The sequence below is a fragment of the Streptomyces corchorusii genome (assembly GCF_001514055.1).
Lineage (GTDB): Bacteria > Actinomycetota > Actinomycetes > Streptomycetales > Streptomycetaceae > Streptomyces > Streptomyces olivaceoviridis.
The window spans coordinates 1-20,752 of record NZ_KQ948365.1 but is presented as its reverse complement, the minus strand read 5'-3'; the positions used below and the strand labels follow the sequence as shown (position 1 = coordinate 20,752).

Sequence of the window (20,752 nt, the reverse complement as noted above, 5' to 3'; positions counted from 1 at the left end):
AATGGTCATGTTGTTCGTCATGGCAGCAGCGTCCGACCGGCTGCCGGCCGGATACAGGCACAGGCTGTACCAGGATCCACGGCCGGGCGCCGCGCACACTGGGCGTATGGACAAGCAGGAGCTCGGGGCGTTCCTCCGCAGCCGCCGCGAGCGGCTGCGGCCACAGGACGTCGGCCTCCCCTCCGGCCCGCGCCGGCGCACACCAGGTCTTCGCCGCGAGGAAGTAGCGGTCCTCGCGCACATCTCCACCGAGTACTACATCCGCCTCGAACAGGGCCGGGCGCCACGCCCCTCGGGCGATGTCCTGGCCGCGATCGCCGGCGCGCTGCGGCTCACCGACGCGGAGTCAGACCACCTCCACGTCCTCGCGGGCACCGCGCCGAACCGTACCGGACTGCACCGGCGCGACGTCCGCCCGAGCATCCTCGCGCTCCTGGAGCGGCTGCCGCAGACGGCCGGCTTCGTGATGTCCGCCGCGTGCGAGGTCCTCGCATGGAACGACCTCGCGGCCGCGCTCATGGAGGACTTCGCCCCGCTCGCCCCCGAGGACCGCAACCTCGCGCGCCGGGCCTTCCCCGGGCCCGAGCGCGCCGATGAGACGCTCTACGGGATCTCCGACGCCGCCGAGTTCCGGCTGAGCGTCGTGATGCAGCTCCGCACCACCCTCGCCCGCTACCCCTGCGATCCCGCGGTGACAGGTCTCGTCGGCGAACTCCGCGATGCCAGCCCTGACTTCGCCCGCCTCTGGGAACGACACGACGTACAGACCGCGCCGATGCTCACCAAGACCTTCCGCCACTCAGCCGTCGGGGAGATCACCGTCGACTGCGACACCCTCACCCTCACCGAGCGCGACCAGCACCTCGTGCTCTACAGCGCACCGCCAGGGTCCCCCGGCGCCGAGACGCTGGCTCTTTTGAACGTCCTCGGCGCCCAGGCGAGCGACTATCTGCACTAGGTTCCGTCGGGACTGTAACGAGTTGGTGCGTGATAGCGGGTGAGGTGTGCTGGTCCGTTGGAGGACGCTGGCTCCGACCACATCACCGTCGAACACGCCGTTGGCGGTCGCGTTCCCACTGTTCGACTCTGCCGGGCCATGCTCCCGGGCGGGGTTTTCCGGGTGGTGTGATCGCTTGCCCGCGGTGGTCGCGGCTCAGGCCGAGGTAGCCGTCGTCCAGGAGGACCCCGACGTCGGGGAAGTGCTGGAAGCAGACGGCGATGCCTTCATTGCGGGCGGCCGTGGCGTCGTGCATGCGTCCAGGCCGCAGGGCAGCGGTCCACAACGTGCGGCCCCGCCAGTCGGCCAGGCCTTTGGCCTTCGCCCCGCGGCATCGCTCGCGGATGCGCTGCGCGCGCCCTCGGCTTGCACGCGGGAAGATCAAGGCGTTGCGATCGAGACGGGCACGGCTGAGGTGGCAGATGCGCGCCTCGCGGGAAGAGGGATGTCGGCCATGGGTGGTGGAAAGGCAAGGCCCCGTTCCGGGATTTTCCGGGTGATGACGGTGAACGTGTTGGAGAGGCGGCATGCCGATTGGCAGCGGCGCAGGCGCCTGTTGGAGCGGGGGGTGCAGGACTGGCAGCCGGATGTCGTCGCCCTGCAGGAGGTCGTCCGCTGCGAGGACTATGACGGTGTGAGGGAACTGCTGGGAGAGGGCTGGCATGTGGCCGCACATCCGCGTTGGTCCGAGGACGGGGTGGGCGCAGCCGTCGCCAGCCGATGGCCCATTACGGCCGTACGGACGGACGCGTTCGGCGGTGTCGGACGGGAGGCGATGGCAGCGTGGTGTGGGGTGACGGTCGCGGAGGTGCAGGCGCCCAGTCCGTTCGGAACGATGCTGGTGGTGCACCACAAACCGAGCTGGGAGCGCGGCCAGGAGCGGGAGCGGGAGGCGCAGGCCATCGCTGCCGCCCGTCTCGTGGAAGCCATGGCGGGGTCCGGTCATGTCGTGCTGCTCGGGGACTTCGATGCCCCTCCTGACAGCGCGAGTGTGCGGTTCTGGACGGGTCGGCAGTCATTGGGCGGCCTGAGCGTGTGCTACCGCGACGCATGGGAGGCGGCTCATCCGGGCGAGCCGGGTCACACCTTCTCCCCTGTCAACCCTCTCGTTCGGCAGGGTGAGATGCCCGAGGAGGAAGGGCGGCGCGTCGACTACATCATGGTCCGGTGCGACGACTACGGACCGACCCTGCGTGTCGGTCTGTGCGAGCAGGTCTTCTCCGAGCCCGTCGACGGCGTGTGGGCGAGCGACCACTACGGTCTCGTCGCCGACCTGCTGCTCCCCGCCCATAGGCCCGGCTCATGGGCTTTGGGCTGAGCGACGCTGTCCTGACGCTCCGCAGAAGCGGGATAGGCGCACGCGAGGGGGTTCGCTGATACAGGGCTGGACGCAGGCGCAGACCACCCGCTGGTTACCGCGCGACTCGCGCACTCAAGTGACCAATCACGTCGATGACGGCGCGGGCGATGCCCTCCGCCGTGTCCGGTCCGGCCTGTGCCCAGATCCGCAGCGAGGTCACGAAGACGCGCCCCAGGGCCTCCAGGGCGAAGGTGTCCGCGCACGGCTCGCCGACCTCCGGGCCGGGCAGCGCGGTGACCGGGACGACGATCCGCGTTGCGGCGTCGACGAGCAGTTCGGGCATCTGAGGTTCGGCGCCGGCGAACTCGCGGGCGGCGTCGACGTCGTCGGCCTGGACGGCCCGGAGGTAGCCGAAGGCGCTGATGGCCGCGTGCGGGGTCATCGGGGCGAGCGGCGTGGTGTCGGGCATGTCGGCTCCTCAACGTATGGGCCGCCCCGCTGATCGTGGCGGCCTCGAACCCGATGCTCGGATCGCGGACCTGTGGACAGAGTCCGGCGCTGGCGGGGGAGGGCTCTCCCCCCCCCCTTCAGGTTGATCACGATACGGTCACGGTGAAGGGGTTCTTCAAGGGCCGGCGTCACACGAGAGCCGAGGGCCGCACCTGTAGAAGGTGAACGGCGGGATGGGCCCGCCCCACTTTCCAGGAGCGCCCTGTGGCGAGTACCGCAGACGAGCCCGAGCAGCCCCTTGACCGGACCGGACAGGCCCCCTCCGTAGCCCCCTCCATCACCCCCTCCGCGCCCCGCCGCCAAGAGCCGGGAGTTTCCGCAGGCCAGCCCCGGCGGACAGGGGGCCGCCGCAGGTCCGACAACCCTCATGTCCAAAGGCGTCCTACTCACAGGAGGAACTCGACAGAGCCCCGGCGGAGGGAGCTGCTGCAAGCGCTGGGGATCTTCCAGAGGGCGACTGCCGATCAGTTGTGGAAGCTGACCCGTCCGGACAACCGGCACGACAAGCTCACGCGGGACACCCTCCTGGATCTTCAGGACCACCACCTGGTGAGGATCGAACTGGTCCGGGAAGACCAGCGGCAGGTGTGGGTGCTGACCAAGCGAGGCCACGGCGAGGCGAAGAAGCTGCTGGAGCCGAAGGGCATACGGGTCTCGGCGCTGCGTGAGGAGAAGTACGACCCGGTTACCGGGGAGCTGCTCGGCGCCAGCTACGACGACCACTCCGCAGCGGTCACCACGACGGCTGCCGAACTCCACCGCGTGGGGATCGGTCACCGGTTCGGCTTCGCCACCGAAATTCCGCACCGGCTCGCAGGCGGGTACGTGCAGCGGGCGGACCTGGTGGTGCGGGCGCGGGAGGCCGGGGTGCCGGTGCTGCTGCTGGAGATCGACCGTCGCACCGAGGACGCGCACGAGCTGGTCACCAAGCTGCGCCGGTACTGGGAGTGGGGCCGGCTGCTGGCACCGGACGCGCACAGGCTCACTGTGGACCTGGTCCGCTCCCGGCCGGACGCGATCGAGGACGTCGGCCACGAGAAGCGGCTGTGGCGCCGGGTCTACCCGCCCACCGGCCGGGAGGGCCTGGTCCCCCTCGCGTTCGTGTTCGCCGACACCACCGCGGCGAAAGTCGACAACACGGTGAAGGTCATCGAGGAGGCCGGCCGCCGCTACTGGGCGCCGCGCCGGTACGAGACCTACTACCAAGAGGCGATCACAGCGAAGGATTACAGCCAGGCCGTGCCGGTCGTCGTCACCACCCTGGAGCAGCTCCAGGAACACGGCGCGGATACGGCGGTGTGGCGGCGCCTGGGGCGAAAGGACGAACAGAGCCTGACCGACGCGCTCGACAACCCCGACGGCGACGCTCTCTACCGCCGCCAGCACGCCCGCGCCAAAGCGGAGGACGAGCGCCGCCGTGCCGCTGAGCGGGAGGCGCGACGGCCGGTGTGCAAGCGGTGTGGGAGGAAGTTCACCGATCAGCGCTGGGAGGAGACCACCGCGAGAACGGCCTGGAAGGCCGGGGACCTGTCAGTGTGCGGCACCTGCCACGCCGACGACGTCGCCCGCCAGGAGGCCGCCGCTGAAGCCGCCCGCCTCGAGGCCGCCGCGCCGCCGGCGCCGGAGGACGACCCCGAGCCGGGGCGGCGCCGCGGCTGGTTCCGCCGGCGACCCTGACCCGGCACGCCACGGGCCCCGGGGGGATCAGCGTCCTCCGTGGCCCGGCCCGCGCCCCCGGACCGCGTGCTCCGCGCCCGCCGGCACCTCGGATCGGAGCGGGGGAACGATGCCGCGAAGCTGCTGTACACCAGAACCATGAAGACCCAGGAAGCGTTCTGCGTGCGATGTGGCAGCGCAGACACCCGAGTTACCCGCCTCGACCAGACCAGCGCGGAAGGCACCTGCCTCCGCTGTGACAAGCCCTTCCACGCCACCCCGTGCCAGGGCTGCGGTGGATTCCGCATCGACGGCTCCTTCGGCGTCCCCGGCACGCGGTACGAGAGGCTCCCGGAGACCGTGAAGTGCTGGGACTGCGGTCACCGCAATCCGCTGCGCGACCCCGGCCCGGAGTAGGACGCCGCCGGGCACGCCCCCGCCCGGAGGCGCTGTCCCGGCCCCGGTTCCGTTACGGCGGCGGCGATGGGTACATAGTGCCGGGCGTAGCGATGCGAGCGGGGAGCGCCGGCCCTTCTCCACCGCGCGAGTCCGGAGACGCATCTGTTGCGCGTGCAGGCGGCGTCCCTGCAGTTTCCCGGCTCCTGAGCCGCCACCGGCCCCCGCAACGCCTGCGCATGGACCTCTGACGTCGACCGGACCGGCGTAGAGGGCACCGGCAGCGGGGACGGTGCCAGTGCACCGGCCGGGCGGGGGCAAGCTGTGCGGGGGCGGCACAGCAGACCGGCCCCGAGGGTGAGTCCGTTCCTGCCCAAAAGCGGGGATCCCACCTCGTCGAAGGCCGACGCCCGCCCGTGCTCACAGCAGTCCGGGCCGCTGCCACTCGTGACCAAGGACGTGGTGGTCGAGGAAGTTCAGGAACGCCTCGTACCAGACCTGGATGTGGCCCGGGGAGAGGATCCAGTGGTTCTCGTCCGGGAAGTACAGGTACTTCGCAGGCACCTCGAACCGCTGCAGATCCTGGAAGAGTGCGGCGCCCTGGCCGACCGGCACGCGGTAGTCCTTCGCGCCGTGGATGACCAGCATCGGCGTACGGATCTTCGCGGCGTCCAGGTACGGGGAGTGCGCCTCGTACCGCTCGGGCCGGGTCACCGGGTCCCCGAAAATGCACTGAAAGTACCAGGGCGCGTCGGTGTCGCCCTGAAAGGACCGCAGGTCCCACAGGCCCGCGTGGCTCACGATCGCCTTGAACCGATCGGTGCTCGTGGCGACCCGGTTGGCCATGTAGCCGCCGTAGGAGCCGCCCCCGAGCGCGGTGCGCGCGGCATCGATGTCGTCACGGGCCTCGGTTGCGTCGGTCAGCGCCATCACGTCCGTGTACGGGACCCCGCCCCACTGCCCCCAGCCGCGCCGGTGGCCCTGCTGACCGTAGCCGGTCGACAGGGCCGGGTCGGGCAGCAGCACCGCGTAGCCGCGGGCCGCGAACGGCCACGGGTTCCACCGCCAGGTCCAGCCGTTCCAGCTGCCCTGCGGCCCGCCGTGCACGGCGACGAGCAGCGGCGCGGGGTTCTCGGCCGACGCGCCCTCAGGCAGCACGAGCCAGCCGCGCAGCCGGTACCCGTCCGCCGCGTTGGCGTGCACCTCGGTGAGGGTGCCCGGCAGCGTGTCGAACGCACCGGGGGCGGGCAGCTCGACCGGCGTCTGGTCGGCAACGACGGCCTCGAACCTGACCGGCCGCGGCGGCGAGTCGATCGCGTTGCGCAGCGCGTACAGCGTCAGCCCGTCGGGGGCCACGCAGAGCGAGCCGTACGCGCCCGAGGCGGTGAGCCGGGTCACGGTGCCGTCCGCGTCCCGCCGGAAGACGGGCGCGTGTCCCTCGACATCGGCCACGAAGAAGAGGGCGTCGTCGACCGGCGAACAGACGGCGCCGACAGGCCAGTTGTCGAACCCGGGCAGCAGATCGACGGCCTCGCCGCCGTCCACGCCGACCCGGACGAGCGTCATGTCCATCGACTCGTCGTAAGTCGGCCACGTCATCCGCGAGCACACGACCGCCGAGCCGTCGTGCGTGAACACCGGCGCCTCGTAGAGGTGCTCCACATCGCCCAGGACGAAGACCTCCTCGCCGGTGGCCGCGTCTGCCACTACCACGGCGGTGCGGTTCTCGGCGGGCACCCGGCCGGGTACGAACCGGGTGTAGGCCACTCGCGTCCCGTCGGGCGACAGCGCCACGTCCCCGGGGTGCTCGAGGCCGACGCCCTGCCCGCCGGCGTCAACCACGGCGCCCTCGGCCCCCGCGCGCACGAAGGTGTGCTGTTCCTCGGGGCCGAGATCGCGGTCCCAGGCGCGGGTCGGCCCGGCCTCGTACAGGATCGCGGTGACCTTCGCGTCCTTGCGTGCCGTGCGCAGCTTGCCGTGTGCGTCGGCGTCGGAGGCCCCGGGCAGCAGCCCGGCGGTGTGGGCCAGCGCGCCGGAGTCCCGGGCGACGGTGAACGCGGTGATCCCGCCCGGGTGCCGGGCCACGACGGCGGCCTCACCACGCCCGGGCAGCGCCCACAGCGCGGCACCCTCGTGCTTGTCCTCCTCGCTGTCGTCCTTGCGTTCCGACAGGAAGTACAGCACCCCGTCCGGGCCGAACGCGGGCCCGGACTCGCCCTTCCCCGACCGGGTCAGGCGCAGCGCCTCGCGCTCCCCGGCCGGATCGATCTCCCACAGCCCGGACACGAACCTGGTCCGGTCCTCCGACAGCGTCTGCACGGTGGCGACGAGACGGCCACCGTCGGCGGACAGTGCAAGGGAGTTGACGCGAGGCTGGGCGAGGAACGCGGGCAGGTCGTGGAAGGCGGTCGTGCCACCGGGGATCGCAGACATGCGGACGATTCTTGCTCGCGAAGGAGGCGGTGAACAGCGGATTACGGGCGCCGCCCGCCAGGGGGTGCCTGCCGCCCGTCCGGCGAAACGCAGAGATCCCGCCCGATCGAAGTGATCGGGCGGGATCCCGTCAACCGCCTACGAGCTGACTCGTGAACGGTGTCGCGCCCGCTGTCGTCCGACTTCGAGAGGACGACGAGTGCCCCACGCGAATGCGCCCCTGAGAGGTCGTTTCATCCCGATGTTTTATCCCGGAATCTGGTGTTTGGTCTATGGTGTCGGGTCGCGCCGGGAGATGGTGGTCTCGCTGGTCAGACGGCGAGCCATGAGGTCGGTCATGGCAAGGTGAATCATGGCTTCGGAGCGGGCGGACAGAGTCTCGTAGTCGCGGGCGAGAGCCGGTGGAGCATGAGCCAGCCGTAGGTCCGCTCGACCGCCCAGCGTTTCGGGATCGGCGTGAATCCCCTGGTCCCAGGGGTGCGGGCGGTGATTTCCATGTCGATGCCGAGGGTGGCCGCGTGCTCGACGAGGTGCTGGCGGTAACCGCCGTCGACCCACACCTTGCGGATGCCGGGGTGTTCGGCGGCGACCTGGTCCAGGAGACGGGTGCCGGCGACGGAGTCCTGCACGCTCGCCGCGGTAACCAGCACGGCAAGCAGGAGACCGAGGGTGTCGGTGACGATGCTCCGTTTCCTGCCGACGATCTTCTTCCCGGCGTCCACGCCCTGGCTGGAGGCATGAACGCTGCTGGAGGTCTTGACGCTCTGGGCATCGATCACACAGGCCGATGGCTCGGCTTCCCGCCCCTCCTTCTCCCTCAGCAGCCGCCTGAGCAGGCCGTTGAGCTGAACGAATACGCCTTCCTGCTGCCACTTGGCGAAGTATCCGTAGACCGTGTTCCAGTGCGGGAAGTCGTGCCGGAGATAGCGCCACTGCACGCCGGTGCGGTCCACATACAAGATCGCGTCCATGATGTCGCGCAGATCGTGCTCGGGCGGCCGGCCGAAGTCCAGAGCCCTGCCGCGGCGCTCGAAGCGCCAGGCCGAGAGCACCGGCTCGATCAACTCCCGGCGGGCATCGGACAGATCACTCGGATACGGGCGTCGCGTCGGCATGCTTCCGGCGTATCGCAGCGAATCGAGTGCGCCCAGGCGCACAGCAGCGGCGACCGAAGCACACAGCCACGAAGACCGGACGTCCTGGGATGAGACAGGAACAAGCCGCATCCCGCCACGCCCGTCACCCCGCCCAGCACACAGGCCCCGACCACACCGCACTACCCCTTCCGCACCGCAATCCCACACTCCAAGAACCGCCCGATATCTGAACAATACAGATGAAAACGACCTCTCAGTGCCTGTTTCCGAACCCTGAAAGCGATGGCGGCAGGGTCGGGGCAGCGCATGAGCGGGGCGGCGGCGGTGACGGCCCGGGTGAGCGGTTCGCGCGCGGCGGCCGCGGTCTGCTTGCCGGCGGCCGCGGACCCGGCGGCGTCGTACTCCACGCCGTCGACTGCACCGACGACGTCAGGCGCCCCTTCGGCGCTGCTGCCGGATCGGCTCACCGATCTGATGCAGATGTGTGAGGGCCTCGCGGTACGACTGGATCAGGCCGGTCTCGTGGTAGGGCACGCCGATCTCCGCGCAGTAGGCTCGGACGACGGTCTGCGCACGGCGCAGATGGGGCGTGGGCATGCTCGGGAACAGGTGGTGCTCGATCTGGTAGTTGAGCCCGCCGAGCAGAACGTCGGTCAGCCGTCCGCCGCGCACGTTGCGTGAGGTGAGCACCTGGCGGCGCAGGAAATCGGGCCGTTCGTCGCCGCGGAACGTGGGCATGCCCTTGTGGTTCGGCGCGAAGGTGCACCCGAGGTAGACGCCGAAGAGACACTGGTGCACGGCGAGGAACGCCACCGCCTTGCCCGGGGAGAGCACCAGGAACAGGGCGGACTGATAGGCCGCGAGGTGAAGCAGGAGCAGCGCCGCCTCCAGCGTCCGGTGCTTCATGCCCGGTGAGCGCAGCGCCCGCAGGCTCGCCACATGCAGGTTGAAGCCCTCCAGCGTCAGCAGCGGGAAGAACAGCCCCGCCTGGTGACCGCCGATGAGACGGGCCAGGCCCCGGGCGTCGCGGGCCTGTTCCGTGGACCACACCAGGATGTCCGGGGCGACGTCCGGGTCGAGTTCCTCGTGGTTGGGGTTGGCGTGGTGACGGGTGTGCTTGTTCATCCACCAGCCGTAGCTCATGCCGATCCCGAGATTGCCGAAGAGCCGGCCCCACAATTCGCTCGGCCGGCGTCGCCGGAACACCTGACGGTGCGCGAGATCGTGGGCAACGAGAGCGATCTGGCCGAACATCAGCGCCAGGAAGGCGGCCGTCGCCATCTGCCACCAGGTGTCCCCGAGCGCGGCAAAGGCTCCCCATCCGCCCGCCGTCAGCGCGATCACCAGACCGAGCCGCGTCGTGTAGTAGCCAGGACGGCGTCTCATCAGCCCCGCCTCGGTGATACGACGGGACAGCCGCGCGAAGTCACTGCCGGCTCCGGCACCGGAGGGACGGGGGCGGGCGCCGGGCACGGTGGCCGCTACGGCCTGCGGGGAAATCGTCATGCCACCGAGTCTCCGCGCCTGCGACCAGCCGAAACAGCCTGCCAGTCACCCTCTCGCACAGGGGGTTTACCCCAGGAGGGCGTGGGTGCTGCCCCGAGGCCCACCGGCCCTGGGGGCAATGCCCGGGGCCGGTGATGGGGACTGGCTCCTGGTCGTCGAGGCACTGCTGAAGGACACCGTCGACCTCGGGCACGCCGGCTACCTGGCCTACCACGCCGCGTGCCGGCGCGCGCACGCCGGCCGCGAGCCGCTCCCCGAGCTGACCGAGGTCCTGCAGCGACAGTGGGCTGCCCGCCTGCCCGACCACGACGTCATCGGCCTGCTGCGGGAGCTGGTGCTCACTGTCCATGCCGGCGCCAGCGGCCCGTTCCGCTGGCCACCCCGCCACCGCCGGCCGCTTTGGACCCGCCGGCCAGCCGCGCAAAGGCGGCGCTGCGAGCAGCCGCCCCGCCGAGGTTTCTGATTGGTCTACCGGTGGAGGCAGTGCAGAAGGTCCGGACGAAGCGAAGGGTGCCTGCCTGGGCGGCGTGGCTGGTGACAAGGTGACCGACCGCTCCAAGGATCGCGCCGCCAACCAACGTGGCGACAACGATCGGCACAGCGCTTCCGCGGGGTCGTGGAACATCAACGCCCGTCTCATCGTGGACAGTTGGGCGTTCACTCGCGGGCTGTTCGGCCAGTTCCACGTGCCTGAGCCGCTGAAGGACGTCATGAAAGGGGACGAGTGCCTCGTCGTAGAGCAACTGCCGTTCCTTCTGCAGAGCGGCGTTCTCCTCGGACGTTCGCTGCGTGAGCTCCTCGTGGCGCTCGTTCAGGCGCTTACGTCTCTGTAACTTCGACTGCGTGGACTTGACGGCGTCGACCATGTCGATAACCACGCTCCCCCCTGGATACTCGCGTAGAAATCCTAGTGCTGAACCCGGCAGCCCTGCGCCCTGTTGCGGCATCCGCGGCCAATCGGGTAGGAGACCGCCCTACGCGCCGTACGGCGGGTCGGCACGAGGAGCAGAGGGACCGGGGCGCAGGGAGGGAGATACGCGGGGCCGTCCGGAGCGGTGCCGGTCGGGCCGGCCCTCCAGCACCGCCCGGTCGAGGACGAGCGAGCCGGGTGTCGGCGCCGATGAGTGCGCCGTGGCCGCTGTAGTCATCAGTTTCGTCGTCCCGGCGTCGTAGCCGCGGGTCTTCTACGGGGGATCGGTCTGTCGTTTCGGGTGATGAGATCGCGCTCATGCCCCAGACGCGCCACTCGCAGCGGTCGGCTTCACGGTCTCCATCGTTGAGACGGATGGCGTGCGTACGAGCTGTGATCGCCCAGGGTGGCTTGCTTCCCGGTGTTCTGCTGTCTGTCCCGTCTACTAGGGTTCATGATCGCGAACGGGGTGGTTGTGTTCCGGTGGGCTGGGAGTGAGCACGGGGGAGAGGCACGGGGATGGGTTACACGATTCCGGGATGGCTGGATGAGGTCCTGGACTTCATCGGTATCAACTTCCCGAACGTGGACGAGGACGACTACCGCGAAATGGCCGACGCCATACGCGACTTCGCGGACAAGTTCGAGGGGCATGGCGCGGACGCGCACAAGGCCGTGTCCCGAATCCTGTCCTCCTCCCAGGGCTGGGCCGTCGATGCGATGGACAAGCACTGGAATCAGGTGAAGGCCAGTCACCTGGAAAGGCTCCCGGAGCTGGCCCGTCTGTTCGCGGACGCGTGCGACGCCCTGGCCGACATCATCTTCTGGATGAAGCGGAAGGCGGAGGCCGAGCTGACGGTGATGGCCGGCTCGGTGGGTCTGTCCATCGGGCTTGCCTGGGTGACCGGTGGCCTGTCGGCGGTCCTCGGTGCGGCCGAGATCACGGCCATGCGGCAGGCGGTCAAGCGGATCATCGATGAGGCTGCGGACCGGATCGTCGACGAGGTGATCGCCAAGGTCACCGAGCCGGTCAATGCCAAGCTGGAGGCGATGGTCGAGGACATGGTCCTCGACCTGGCCGATGACGCTTTCTCCATGCCGCCGGCGGCAGGCAGCGGTGCCGGGCACGGTGCCAAGGGCGGGCACGGAGGGATGCAGCTCGCCTCCGCCGGCGGCGCGGGTGGTTCCAGCGGCGACGCGGGGAAGACCACCAAGATCGACCATGTCGAGTTCGAGGACGGTGCGGGAAAGGTCTCCCGGCACGGTGACGAGCTGCACCTGGCTGCGAGTTCGCCGCTGCGCCGGGCTCGGGGCGCGTTCGGACGCAGCAAGGGCCGCGACCCGTTCACTCAGATCTTCGACACGGTGCTGCACGGTGCGCTCAAGGGCTCTGAGAAGGCGCTGAAGAGGATAGCCACGCACATCACCGACACCGTTCCCGAGCGGGTGAAGGCGACTTCCCGCCTGCACAAGGGCATCGACCAGGATGTCCGCAGCAGGCTCGATGCCATCCGCCTGGGTAAGAAGGACGGCGGCACCGGCCGAGACGGGGTGCCGGGTATCCCCGGGCAGCGCCGGAAGCCCGGTGACGACTACGGCAAGCGGTCCCCGCTCGCCGGCGCGAAGGATGACCCGCGGCGCCATGCGATCCCGTTGACGAAGAAGACCTGTGAGAACGACCCGGTCGATGTCGCGACCGGTGAGATGACGCTGCCCTGCACCGATCTGTCGCTGCCCGGTGTCCTGCCGCTCGTGCTGCGCCGTACGCACCTGTCGAACTACCGGTACGGGCAGTGGTATGGCCGCAGCTGGGCCTCCACCCTGGACGAGCGCCTCGAACTTGATCCGCTGGGTCAGGGTGCGGTCTGGGCCCGCGAGGACGGCTCGCTGCTCGTCTACCCACGTCTGCCTACGACGGACGACTCGGAAGGCGTGATGCCGGTCGAGGGGCCCCGCCTGGCGTTGCGGCATGACGGTCACGACAACGGCACCACCACGTACTGCATAGCCGACCCGGCCGCCGGCTGGACACGCTCGTTCACCGGAAGCCCCTACTTCGCCTCGCCGGCCTACTGGCTCACCGAGATCGAGGACCGCAACGGCAACCGGATCGTCTTCCACCGTGACGGCAGCGGCGCCCCGGCTGCCGTCTCGCACAGCGGCGGCTACCAGGTGAGTGTCTCGGTCGCCGACGACCGGGTCCAGAGCCTGGCTCTGCGCACTGCAGAGGGACCGCACACCGTTGTGCGCTACGGATACGACCCGCAGGGCAATCTGGAGACCGTCATCAACTCCAGTGGGTCGCCGCTGCGCTACACATACGACGATGCTCGCGTGACGTCCTGGACCGACCGGAACGACTCGACCTTCCGCTACGTCTACGACGACGAGGGACGCGTCGTGCGGACGGTCGGCCCGGACGGGGTCTTGTCCTCCACCTTCACCTACGCCCGGCATTCCGAGACCGGTGACAGGATCACCCAGTACACCGATTCCACCGGTGCCACCAGCACCTACTACCTCAACGGCAAGCTGCAGGTCGTCGCCAAGACCGACCCGCTGGGGCACACCACCCATATCCGCTACGACGATCACGACCGGGTGCTGGTCCACACCGACCCCCTGGGTGCCACCACCCACTACGAGCGCGACCCGCGCGGCAACCTGACCGGCCTGCGCACGGCTGACGGAACGTTCACGCACGCCGTCTACAACGAGTGGGACCTGCCCGTTACCGTAACCGAACGCGGCGGTGCCACCAGCCGTTTCGAATACGACGCGCGTGGCAACCGCACGGCCGTCGTCGCTCCCGATGGTGCCCGCACCGAGCACACCTACAACGACCGCGGACACGTCATCGCGATCCGCAATGCGGTCGGCGACGTCACCCGGATCACCACCGACGCGGCCGGCCTCCCGATCGGTGTCACCGCCCCCAGCGGCGCGACCACCACCCTGATCCGCGACGCCTTCGGCCGCGTCATCGAGGCCACCGATCCTCTGGGCAACACCCTGAGCCAGGGGTGGACCACTGAAGGACGCCTCGCGTGGCGGCAGCTGCCCGACGGTAGCCGGGAGGAGTGGTCATGGGACGGCGAGGGCAACCTGACGAGCCACACCGACCGCATGGGCCGCACCACCCGCCACGGGGTCAGCCACTTCGACAAACCCTCCGCCACGACCACAACCGACGGAGCCGACTACCGCTTCACCCACGACACCGAACTGCGCCTGACCAAGGTGACCAACGCCGCCGGGCTGCAATGGACCTACACCTACGACGCTGCCGGCCGCCTGACCAGCGAGACCGACTTCGACGGCCGCACCATCACCTATGAGCACGATGCGCTGGGACGCCTGACCCGCCGCACCAACGCGGCCGGGCAATCCCTCACCTTCGAACGAGACGTCCTGGGCCGTGTCACGCGCCTGCGCCACGACGACGGCTCGACCTCCACCTTCCTCCGCGACGACAGCGGCCACGTCACCCGCATCACCAACGCCCACGCCCGCATCGACCTGACCCGGGACATCGCCGGCCGCATCATCACCGAGACCGTCAATGGCGCCACCACCCGCTACGGCTACGACCCGCTCGGCCGCCGCACACACCGACAGACCCCCTCAGGTGCCACCAGCACCCTCACCTACGACGCCAACGGCCTGGCCTCCTACGTCAGCGGGGAGCACAGCTTCGCTTTCGAACGCGACGCCCTCGGCCGTGAGATCACCCGCACCCTGGACGGAATCCCCACCCTGCACCACACCTGGGACAGCGTGGGCCGCATCCTCGCCCAAACGCTGATCACATCACAGGACGGCCCGATCGAGCGGTCCTTCACCTACCAGCCCGACGGCACCCTCACCCGCGTAGAGGACAGTCTCACCGGAGAACGCACCTACACGCTCGATGCAGCCAGCCGCATCACCGCTGTCCACGCCCGCGGCTGGAGCGAGACCTACGCCTACAACATTGCCGGCGACCTCACCCACAGCACCCTGCCCCAACCCGCTCCCGGCCAGGACCACGCCGGCCCCGTCCACTACACCGGCAGCCGCCTGACAAGGGCCGGACGCACCCACGACCACTACGACGCCCAAGGCCGCGTCATCCGCCGCCAGACCACCACCCTCAGCGGCAAGACTCTCACCTGGCACTTCACCTGGGACGCAGAAGACCGCCTCACCCACGTCACCACACCCCACCGCGGGCGCTGGCAGTACCTCTACGACGCCCTGGGCCGCCGCATCGCCAAATGCCGCCTGGACGACAACGACCACGTCCTCGAGCGCATCACCTACACCTGGGACGGCGCCCAGCTCGCCGAACAGGACACCGACGGCATATCCCTGACCTGGGACTACCTGGGACAGCAGCCCCTGGCCCAACGCGAAACCAAAACCGCAGACCAGCAGCAGGCCATCGACCGGCGCTTCTTCGCCATCGTCACCGACCTCACCGGCGCACCCTGCGAACTCATCACCCCCGACGGCACCCTCGCATGGCGCGCCCGCAGCACCGCCTGGGGCGCCACCCAGTGGAACCGCGACTGCACCGCCTACACACCCCTGCGCTACCCGGGCCAGCACTTCGACCCGGAAACCGGCCTGCACTACAACGTCAACCGCTACTACGACCCCCACCTGGGCCGATACCTCACCCCAGACCCCCTCGGACTCGCGCCCGCCGCCAACCACTACGCGTACGTCCCCAACCCCTTCACTCTCACCGACCCGCTCGGACTCGCCGGCTGCACAGCCGATCCCACCTGGGGCGGCAAAGTCGTGTGGGTACGGGACGAACACGGCCGCCCCTACGAAATGCATGCCACTATCACGCGCGACATGATCGGTCAGGGAACCGACGCGAAGTCCGCCCTACGCCCGCCCGGCTTTGTCCATGGCACCAAGCACAACCAGGCACGCGGACATATGCTGGCCCAGGTACTCGGCGGGTCCGGCGACACTCTGGACAACCTATTCACCATCACGCAGAACCCCACAAACTCCCCGGTCATGAGGGACCTGGAACTGCAGATCCGTGACGCCGTTCTGGGCTCGGACGACCGCCCGGGAGAGATCGTCCAGTACAGCGTCTATCTTGAGTACACGGACGACGAGAAGACCTCTGTACCGAAGTGGATCACCATGGAAGCTGACGGCAACCGCGGCTACCACCTCAGAGCAGACCTTGAAAACCCGGACCATGCCAAACAGCAGGTCCGACGCAGGGACGGAATCGAATGAGCCCTCTTGAGCGCCTCACTGAGCTCTGCCCCCCGCCCCCCACCGAACAGCCACCGGTGGACTGGCCGAGCGTCGAAGCCGCACTCGGCCTGCGCCTTCCTGAGGACTACAAAAGGCTCACGGCAACCTACGACCCCGGATGCTTCGCGAACTACCTCTGGATCTACGACCCCCGGCACACCTCGGTCCACGTCAACCTCGTCGGCCCCTTGTCCGAACGCATTCGAGAACAAATGCGCTCAGATCACGCACGGGGAATCTACCCGTCACCTGTCAGCCCAGAGCTGCTCCTGCCCTGCGGTGCGACAGACAACGGCGAGTATCTCTTCTGGGTCACCGACCCCCGGGAAGACCCGGATGCGTGGACGATCGCCGTCAACGAGGCACGCGGACCACGCTGGTTCACCTACGACGGCAACGTGACCCAGTTCCTCGTCTCCGTTCTCAGCGGCGACACGGCCGTTCCCCAGTTCCCCAAGGACCTTCTGCAAGCCGGCATCGGCTTCGAGCCGTCGCGCCTGGACGAGTGGTCCCCTCCTCTGCCACCAATTCGTCCCCCCTCCGACCCTGAGGCTATCCGGTCATGGGCGCGCGCGAACGGATACAACGTGCCGATGCGCGGACGCATCCCCGCCGAAGTTCGACACGCCTGGGAGCAGGCGCACGAGAGCAACTGATCACAGCGGAGCGCCGGTCGGCCATCGAGCAGCGGCTGGAGAAGATGCAACGGTCAGGCCGCGGGCCAGGGCGCGAGGAGGAGTACCAGAAGCGGGCCCCACGCCGTCCTTGGTATCGGGCCCTCACGCGGCGAGCCCGCGGTGTTGCAGTTACCGGACGCGGCCGCGTTCGCCGGGCCCGATCCGAATGCGCCGCCCGCCAGTCGGCGGCTGGCCGGCGCAGCGGCCGAATGCCTTGTGCCGAGGACCATGGCCCCGCTGTTCGTCCGCACGCGTCCCCGGCTTGCCAGCATGATCATCGTCCTCACTTCTCGTGCTCGGCCAGGCGCGCAGCGGCTGCGAGTGTCCGCCGGTGGTGACCGCGACGGGGGTTTCAAACGCGCCGACCTGGTTGAAGGGCGTGTGCCCAGGTCACGCCTATGAGAACGACGCCTCCAACTCGCTGCCCTACGGCGGCCAGCCGTACTTCGTCGACGAGTTCGGCGGCATCTTGCGGAACCCGTCAGGCCGCCGCCGATCGCTCCGGCGAGGACCGTACCGAGTCCTAGGACCTGTCTGACAAGTGATCTTGGCTCGGTTCGCGGAGCCAGAGGATGAGTGCTGCGAGGTGGAGTCCGGCCCGGTAGCGGGCGGCGAGTTTGTGGCAGACCACTACGAGGTGACTGCCAGGCCCTCGTCTGCCGACCCGATCTGCGTGTGAAGGCGCCAGATCACACGGACTCCCGCCTCGCCAGGGGCTGTCGGTCCGTCGGGCAGCCGCACACGTTCTGCCTCGGTGAAGCCCAAGCGGCGGGCGACGGCACCGCTGGCGGGGTTGGCCTCATCGTGGTGGATCTCGATGCGGTCAATCTCCGGAAGCTGCCGTCCCGCATGCACAAGTGCCGCCGCCGCCATGGTGGCCAGTCCCTTCCGCGTCCATGTGGGGTGCAGCCAGTATCCGATCTCCAGCCCGCCGGGACCGATCCGGCGCATCAGCCCACAACTGCCGATCACCGCTCCACCCGAGGTGATCGCATAGTCATAACCCTGCCCTGCACCCCACTGCTCTTCGCAGCGGGCCAGGTACTCCTGGGTCTGCTTCCGACCATGACTGGCTGCCCAGGGCATCCACGGCAGCAGATGATCAAGCGACTCGGTGATTACCGGGTGCAGGGTCTCGATGTCGCTGACGCGCCACCGGCGCAGCTCGACCTGGTCAAATCGGAGAGTCTCAGCAGGCTGGTCCATGCGCAGGATGCTGCCTAAGCCCCACATGATCGACAACGCATTTACCAGCGTCCAACGAAACCGGGCCCTTCTCAGCCACGCCTGCCAGGGACGCGAACCAGCCGGGCCCGGGGACCACAAATTATCGCTCACGCCTACACCACCGCCTTGGACACCCCGGCTCCGCCCAGGCGCCACAACATGTCACCCGATAGGGGCGGCTCTCATTCCCGTTGCCGATCATGAAGCGATGGCGGTGTCCATGCCCGCCACGGGCGGAGCAGCGTGGCTCTCAATCCCGTTGCCCAAGTGGCTCCAGTTCAAGCTGGCGAAAACATGCATCGGACGCCGATACGTGGCCCTTCTCACCCAGCCCGGCATGGCCGCCCTCTTCCGCATCGTCATCGCCGAGGTACCACCGCCACAACACCCCGTTGATCACCTGCCGGTGATCCGGCCACGGCCGACTCCGACCATCAATCCCCGGCAGCACAGGCGATGTCCGCTCCCACGCCGCATCCGTCAGCTCGCCACACCCCACAACAGATCAATTATTCAGACAGTGCCCGGACCCTCCGCTGCTGAAGGCCGCCAGCCGCCGAGGGCCCCGGCCGCGACCAGGCATCATGTCGCCGTGATCCAGAACGGTCGGCACGCGCCCGAGGCGCTCCCGCAGCATCCAGACGTCACCGAGGCGATCGTCCGGGAGCGACGCCTCCACGACCCTTCCGTCCGCCACTTCGGCGCCCTCGCCGAAGCCCTCTTCGACCCCGATTTCATCGAGGTCGGAGCCTCCGGGCGACGGTGGACGCATGCGGAGATGGTCGCCGCCCTGCCCACACTCCACGGTGGCGCTGAGAACAGCACACCCATCACCGCAGAGCACTTCGAGGGCACGGTCCTCGCTCCCGGGATCGTCCACCTCACCTACGAGACCCGCATCGAGGACCGGCACGCCCGCCGTTCGTCGATCTGGCGCCGCGACGCCGCCGGGGAATTCCGGCTCTACTACCACCAGGCCACACCGGTGCCGGCCGGGACGGCCTGGCCGTAGGGTCCGTCCTGGGGCCTGTCTGCCCCTTCCCGTCAGGTCCGGCCCGCCCGGCCGGAAGCGACGCGAACTGTCAGACAGCCCTAGGCTACGGCGAACGGGTCCGCGACGAGGACGAGTTCCACGCCCTCTTCGCCGACCTCACCGACGTGCTGCTGAAGGACCCGCACATGTTCGGCTACTGCTGCACGCAGTTGATCGACGTCTTCCAGGAACAGAACGGCATCCACCGCTTCGACCGGGGTCGCAAACTCGACATGGTCCGGATCCGGGCCGCGCAACTGCGGCCGGCAGCCATCGAGGAAGCCGACCCGGAACGACGCATCGCCGGCGGGCCCTCAGCACGGCCGCGCCGGCGAGCGCCTGGCGGGATCGGGTCGGCACGCTGGTGAGCGTCGTCCGCACCGCCCCCACGCCGTTGGTGGCGGTCCTCACGGCGAGGGCGCTGGCGCCCGCTGGGGTTTTCAGGGCAAGGCCGCCGGGGCGCCAGCCGGTCGGCGAGGGCGACGGCCAGGGCCACCGTGGCGTGCCCGCAAAAAGCCACCTCCGCCGGCGGGCTGAAGCAGCGCCCCACTGAAGCGCCGGGCGTCCCGATCGGAGGCAGGCGTGCAGACGGGACCAGAGCCTGAACCGGTACCGCCCGGGCCGCCTCCTTCCAGGAACTCCACGCCACCGTCTCCAAGGCAGCCGAGCAGTCACTGGCCAACCTGACCGAGGCAGAAGGCGACGCCCTGAACGGCCCCTGGAACCGCTTCCTGGCCCGCCTGGAACTCCTCGCCGAACGCCAAGCCCGCAGCGCCGGAAGCTGGCACTACACCGCCGACGGGTGGGCCGACATCGAGATCACCCACATCACCCACCACCAGAGCAGCAGGGAGTAGGCCGCGATGAGCCTGTTCGGGGACGGCCTGGAGGCCGCGGTGCAAAAGGCGTTCACCCGCCCGGCGCCGAAGTCGGCCGGCGCGCAGATGCGGTACCTGGTCAAGCAGCTCAAGGGCACCAAGGCAGTCGCCCAGATGCTGCGCATCTCCCAGCGCACCGTCGAACGGTACGTGAAGGACCAGATCAAAAAGCCCCGCCCGGACCTCGCCGCGCGACTGGAGCGTGAGGTGAAGAAGCGGTGGCAGCCGCAGATCCGGGCCAAGGCCCGGCAGAAGGCGGCCACCACCGGCGGCATCGTCATCGACACTCGCGCCCGTATGGGCTACACCGCGCCGATCGGGTCGACGGACCAGGACCGCATCCGGCACCTGACCGTCGCCCTGCCCCCGCAGTACGCCGCCCGCCTCTTCGACGCGCAGGAGGCCGGCGCCACCGACCAGCAGCTCCAGGAGATCGCGGCCGAAGCGCTCAAGGAGGTCTACTTCCAGGACGGCGGCCGCCGCGCTAGCTCCCTGGAGGAGGTCCGCTTCACGGACATCGAGCACCTCGAGTTCGAGCTGTAGCAGCCGCACCCCGAACAACCTGCGGGCCCCGAACCTGTATGGTCCGGGGCCCGCTCATGGAGCCTTCTCCGATAAGGAAGGGCTCCGCACGAACGCGGTAATCAGCGGCTTGCGCATGCGATCGGGACCTAGTACTCCAGTCAGAAATCGTTGCCTGAGCTGGTCGGCGTCGTTGTTCTGGTCGTGGTGGGGATGGATGAAGCCGGTCTGTGGGCGGCGGAGTTGGAGTCGGTGTTCGCGCGGGTTGCGGGCCGGTTCTTGAGGGTGGACCTGCGGTGGCGGATGCGGGATTACGTGCGTGGTCTGCTGGCTCCGGTGGAA

Annotated in this window: 14 protein-coding genes and 6 pseudogenes; 12 read left to right on the top strand and 8 right to left on the bottom strand. The window is 69.2% G+C overall.

Features of this window, described 5'->3' with window-relative positions; translation table 11 throughout:
- Positions 1-106: 106 nt before the first annotated feature.
- Entirely contained in the window at positions 107-958 is an 852-nt protein-coding gene (locus tag AQJ11_RS32770) for a helix-turn-helix transcriptional regulator (RefSeq protein ID WP_059265593.1), read from the top strand.
- Positions 959-1,142: 184 nt separating this feature from the next.
- Entirely contained in the window at positions 1,143-2,315 is a 1,173-nt protein-coding gene (locus AQJ11_RS32765) for an endonuclease/exonuclease/phosphatase family protein (protein WP_398781517.1), read from the top strand.
- Between the two features lie 94 nt (positions 2,316-2,409).
- Here AQJ11_RS32765 and AQJ11_RS32760 read toward each other — a convergent pair whose 3' ends face one another.
- Positions 2,410-2,766 (bottom strand): hypothetical protein, encoded by a 357-nt coding sequence (locus tag AQJ11_RS32760; protein ID WP_244218448.1) that lies wholly within the window; start codon positions 2,764-2,766, stop codon positions 2,410-2,412.
- 509 nt (positions 2,767-3,275) lie between these two features.
- Here AQJ11_RS32760 and AQJ11_RS32755 point away from each other — a divergent pair.
- Together AQJ11_RS32755 and AQJ11_RS32750 are read left to right on the top strand one after the other, a co-directional pair.
- Positions 3,276-4,484: a replication-relaxation family protein gene (locus tag AQJ11_RS32755; protein ID WP_059265591.1), complete on the top strand. Its 1,209-nt coding sequence runs from the start codon at positions 3,276-3,278 to the stop codon at positions 4,482-4,484.
- A gap of 138 nt (positions 4,485-4,622) precedes the next feature.
- Complete coding sequence (locus AQJ11_RS32750; RefSeq protein ID WP_049976865.1) at positions 4,623-4,880, top strand: hypothetical protein; 258 nt, start codon at positions 4,623-4,625, stop codon at positions 4,878-4,880.
- Positions 4,881-5,279: 399 nt separating this feature from the next.
- Here AQJ11_RS32750 and AQJ11_RS32745 read toward each other — a convergent pair whose 3' ends face one another.
- The 3 genes and pseudogenes from AQJ11_RS32745 to AQJ11_RS32735 form a co-directional block, all read right to left on the bottom strand.
- The gene (locus AQJ11_RS32745) at positions 5,280-7,292 is read right to left on the bottom strand and encodes a prolyl oligopeptidase family serine peptidase (RefSeq protein ID WP_059265590.1); all 2,013 of its coding nucleotides are present in this window, start codon (positions 7,290-7,292) and stop codon (positions 5,280-5,282) included.
- A gap of 270 nt (positions 7,293-7,562) precedes the next feature.
- Positions 7,563-8,407: pseudogene (locus AQJ11_RS32740) on the bottom strand (IS5 family transposase).
- Positions 8,408-8,818: 411 nt separating this feature from the next.
- Positions 8,819-9,895 (bottom strand): fatty acid desaturase family protein, encoded by a 1,077-nt coding sequence (locus tag AQJ11_RS32735; protein WP_014670087.1) that lies wholly within the window; start codon positions 9,893-9,895, stop codon positions 8,819-8,821.
- Positions 9,896-10,013: 118 nt separating this feature from the next.
- Between AQJ11_RS32735 and AQJ11_RS49370 the strand changes: the two genes are divergently transcribed.
- From AQJ11_RS49370 to AQJ11_RS32715, 4 genes are all read left to right on the top strand, one after another.
- Positions 10,014-10,358 carry a hypothetical protein gene (locus tag AQJ11_RS49370; RefSeq protein WP_059265589.1) on the top strand — a complete coding sequence of 115 codons (345 nt, stop codon included), beginning with the start codon at positions 10,014-10,016 and terminating at the stop codon, positions 10,356-10,358.
- Positions 10,359-10,422: 64 nt separating this feature from the next.
- Positions 10,423-10,728 carry a hypothetical protein gene (locus AQJ11_RS32725; protein ID WP_059265588.1) on the top strand — a complete coding sequence of 102 codons (306 nt, stop codon included), beginning with the start codon at positions 10,423-10,425 and terminating at the stop codon, positions 10,726-10,728.
- Positions 10,729-11,324: 596 nt separating this feature from the next.
- Entirely contained in the window at positions 11,325-16,052 is a 4,728-nt protein-coding gene (locus AQJ11_RS32720; protein ID WP_059265587.1) for an RHS repeat-associated core domain-containing protein, read from the top strand.
- A 56-nt stretch (positions 16,053-16,108) separates the two neighbouring features.
- Complete coding sequence (locus AQJ11_RS32715) at positions 16,109-16,729, top strand: Lsr2 family DNA-binding protein (RefSeq protein ID WP_244218447.1); 621 nt, start codon at positions 16,109-16,111, stop codon at positions 16,727-16,729.
- Positions 16,730-17,273: 544 nt separating this feature from the next.
- Here the strand turns inward: AQJ11_RS32715 and AQJ11_RS50470 are convergent.
- From AQJ11_RS50470 to AQJ11_RS50465, 3 genes and pseudogenes are all read right to left on the bottom strand, one after another.
- Positions 17,274-17,369, bottom strand: a pseudogene (locus AQJ11_RS50470) (IS5/IS1182 family transposase); the annotation flags it as partial.
- 11 nt (positions 17,370-17,380) lie between these two features.
- On the bottom strand, positions 17,381-17,956 hold the full coding sequence (locus AQJ11_RS32710) for a GNAT family N-acetyltransferase (RefSeq protein WP_059265719.1): 576 nt from the start codon (positions 17,954-17,956) through the stop codon (positions 17,381-17,383).
- A gap of 385 nt (positions 17,957-18,341) precedes the next feature.
- Positions 18,342-18,476 (bottom strand): annotated as a pseudogene (locus tag AQJ11_RS50465) (transposase); the annotation flags it as partial.
- Between the two features lie 93 nt (positions 18,477-18,569).
- Between AQJ11_RS50465 and AQJ11_RS32705 the strand changes: the two are divergent.
- On the top strand, positions 18,570-18,989 hold the full coding sequence (locus tag AQJ11_RS32705; protein ID WP_244218446.1) for a nuclear transport factor 2 family protein: 420 nt from the start codon (positions 18,570-18,572) through the stop codon (positions 18,987-18,989).
- 80 nt (positions 18,990-19,069) lie between these two features.
- Positions 19,070-19,297 (top strand): annotated as a pseudogene (locus AQJ11_RS46695) (beta-galactosidase); the annotation flags it as partial.
- Between the two features lie 46 nt (positions 19,298-19,343).
- On the opposite strand, the pseudogene AQJ11_RS51480 reads toward AQJ11_RS46695, so the two are convergent.
- Positions 19,344-19,554: pseudogene (locus AQJ11_RS51480) on the bottom strand (PhzF family phenazine biosynthesis protein); the annotation flags it as partial.
- 319 nt (positions 19,555-19,873) lie between these two features.
- Here AQJ11_RS51480 and tpg point away from each other — a divergent pair.
- Positions 19,874-20,431 (top strand): telomere-protecting terminal protein Tpg, encoded by a 558-nt coding sequence (gene tpg / locus AQJ11_RS32695; RefSeq protein ID WP_059265584.1) that lies wholly within the window; start codon positions 19,874-19,876, stop codon positions 20,429-20,431.
- Positions 20,432-20,623: 192 nt separating this feature from the next.
- Positions 20,624-20,752: pseudogene (locus tag AQJ11_RS52810) on the top strand (IS701 family transposase); the annotation flags it as partial.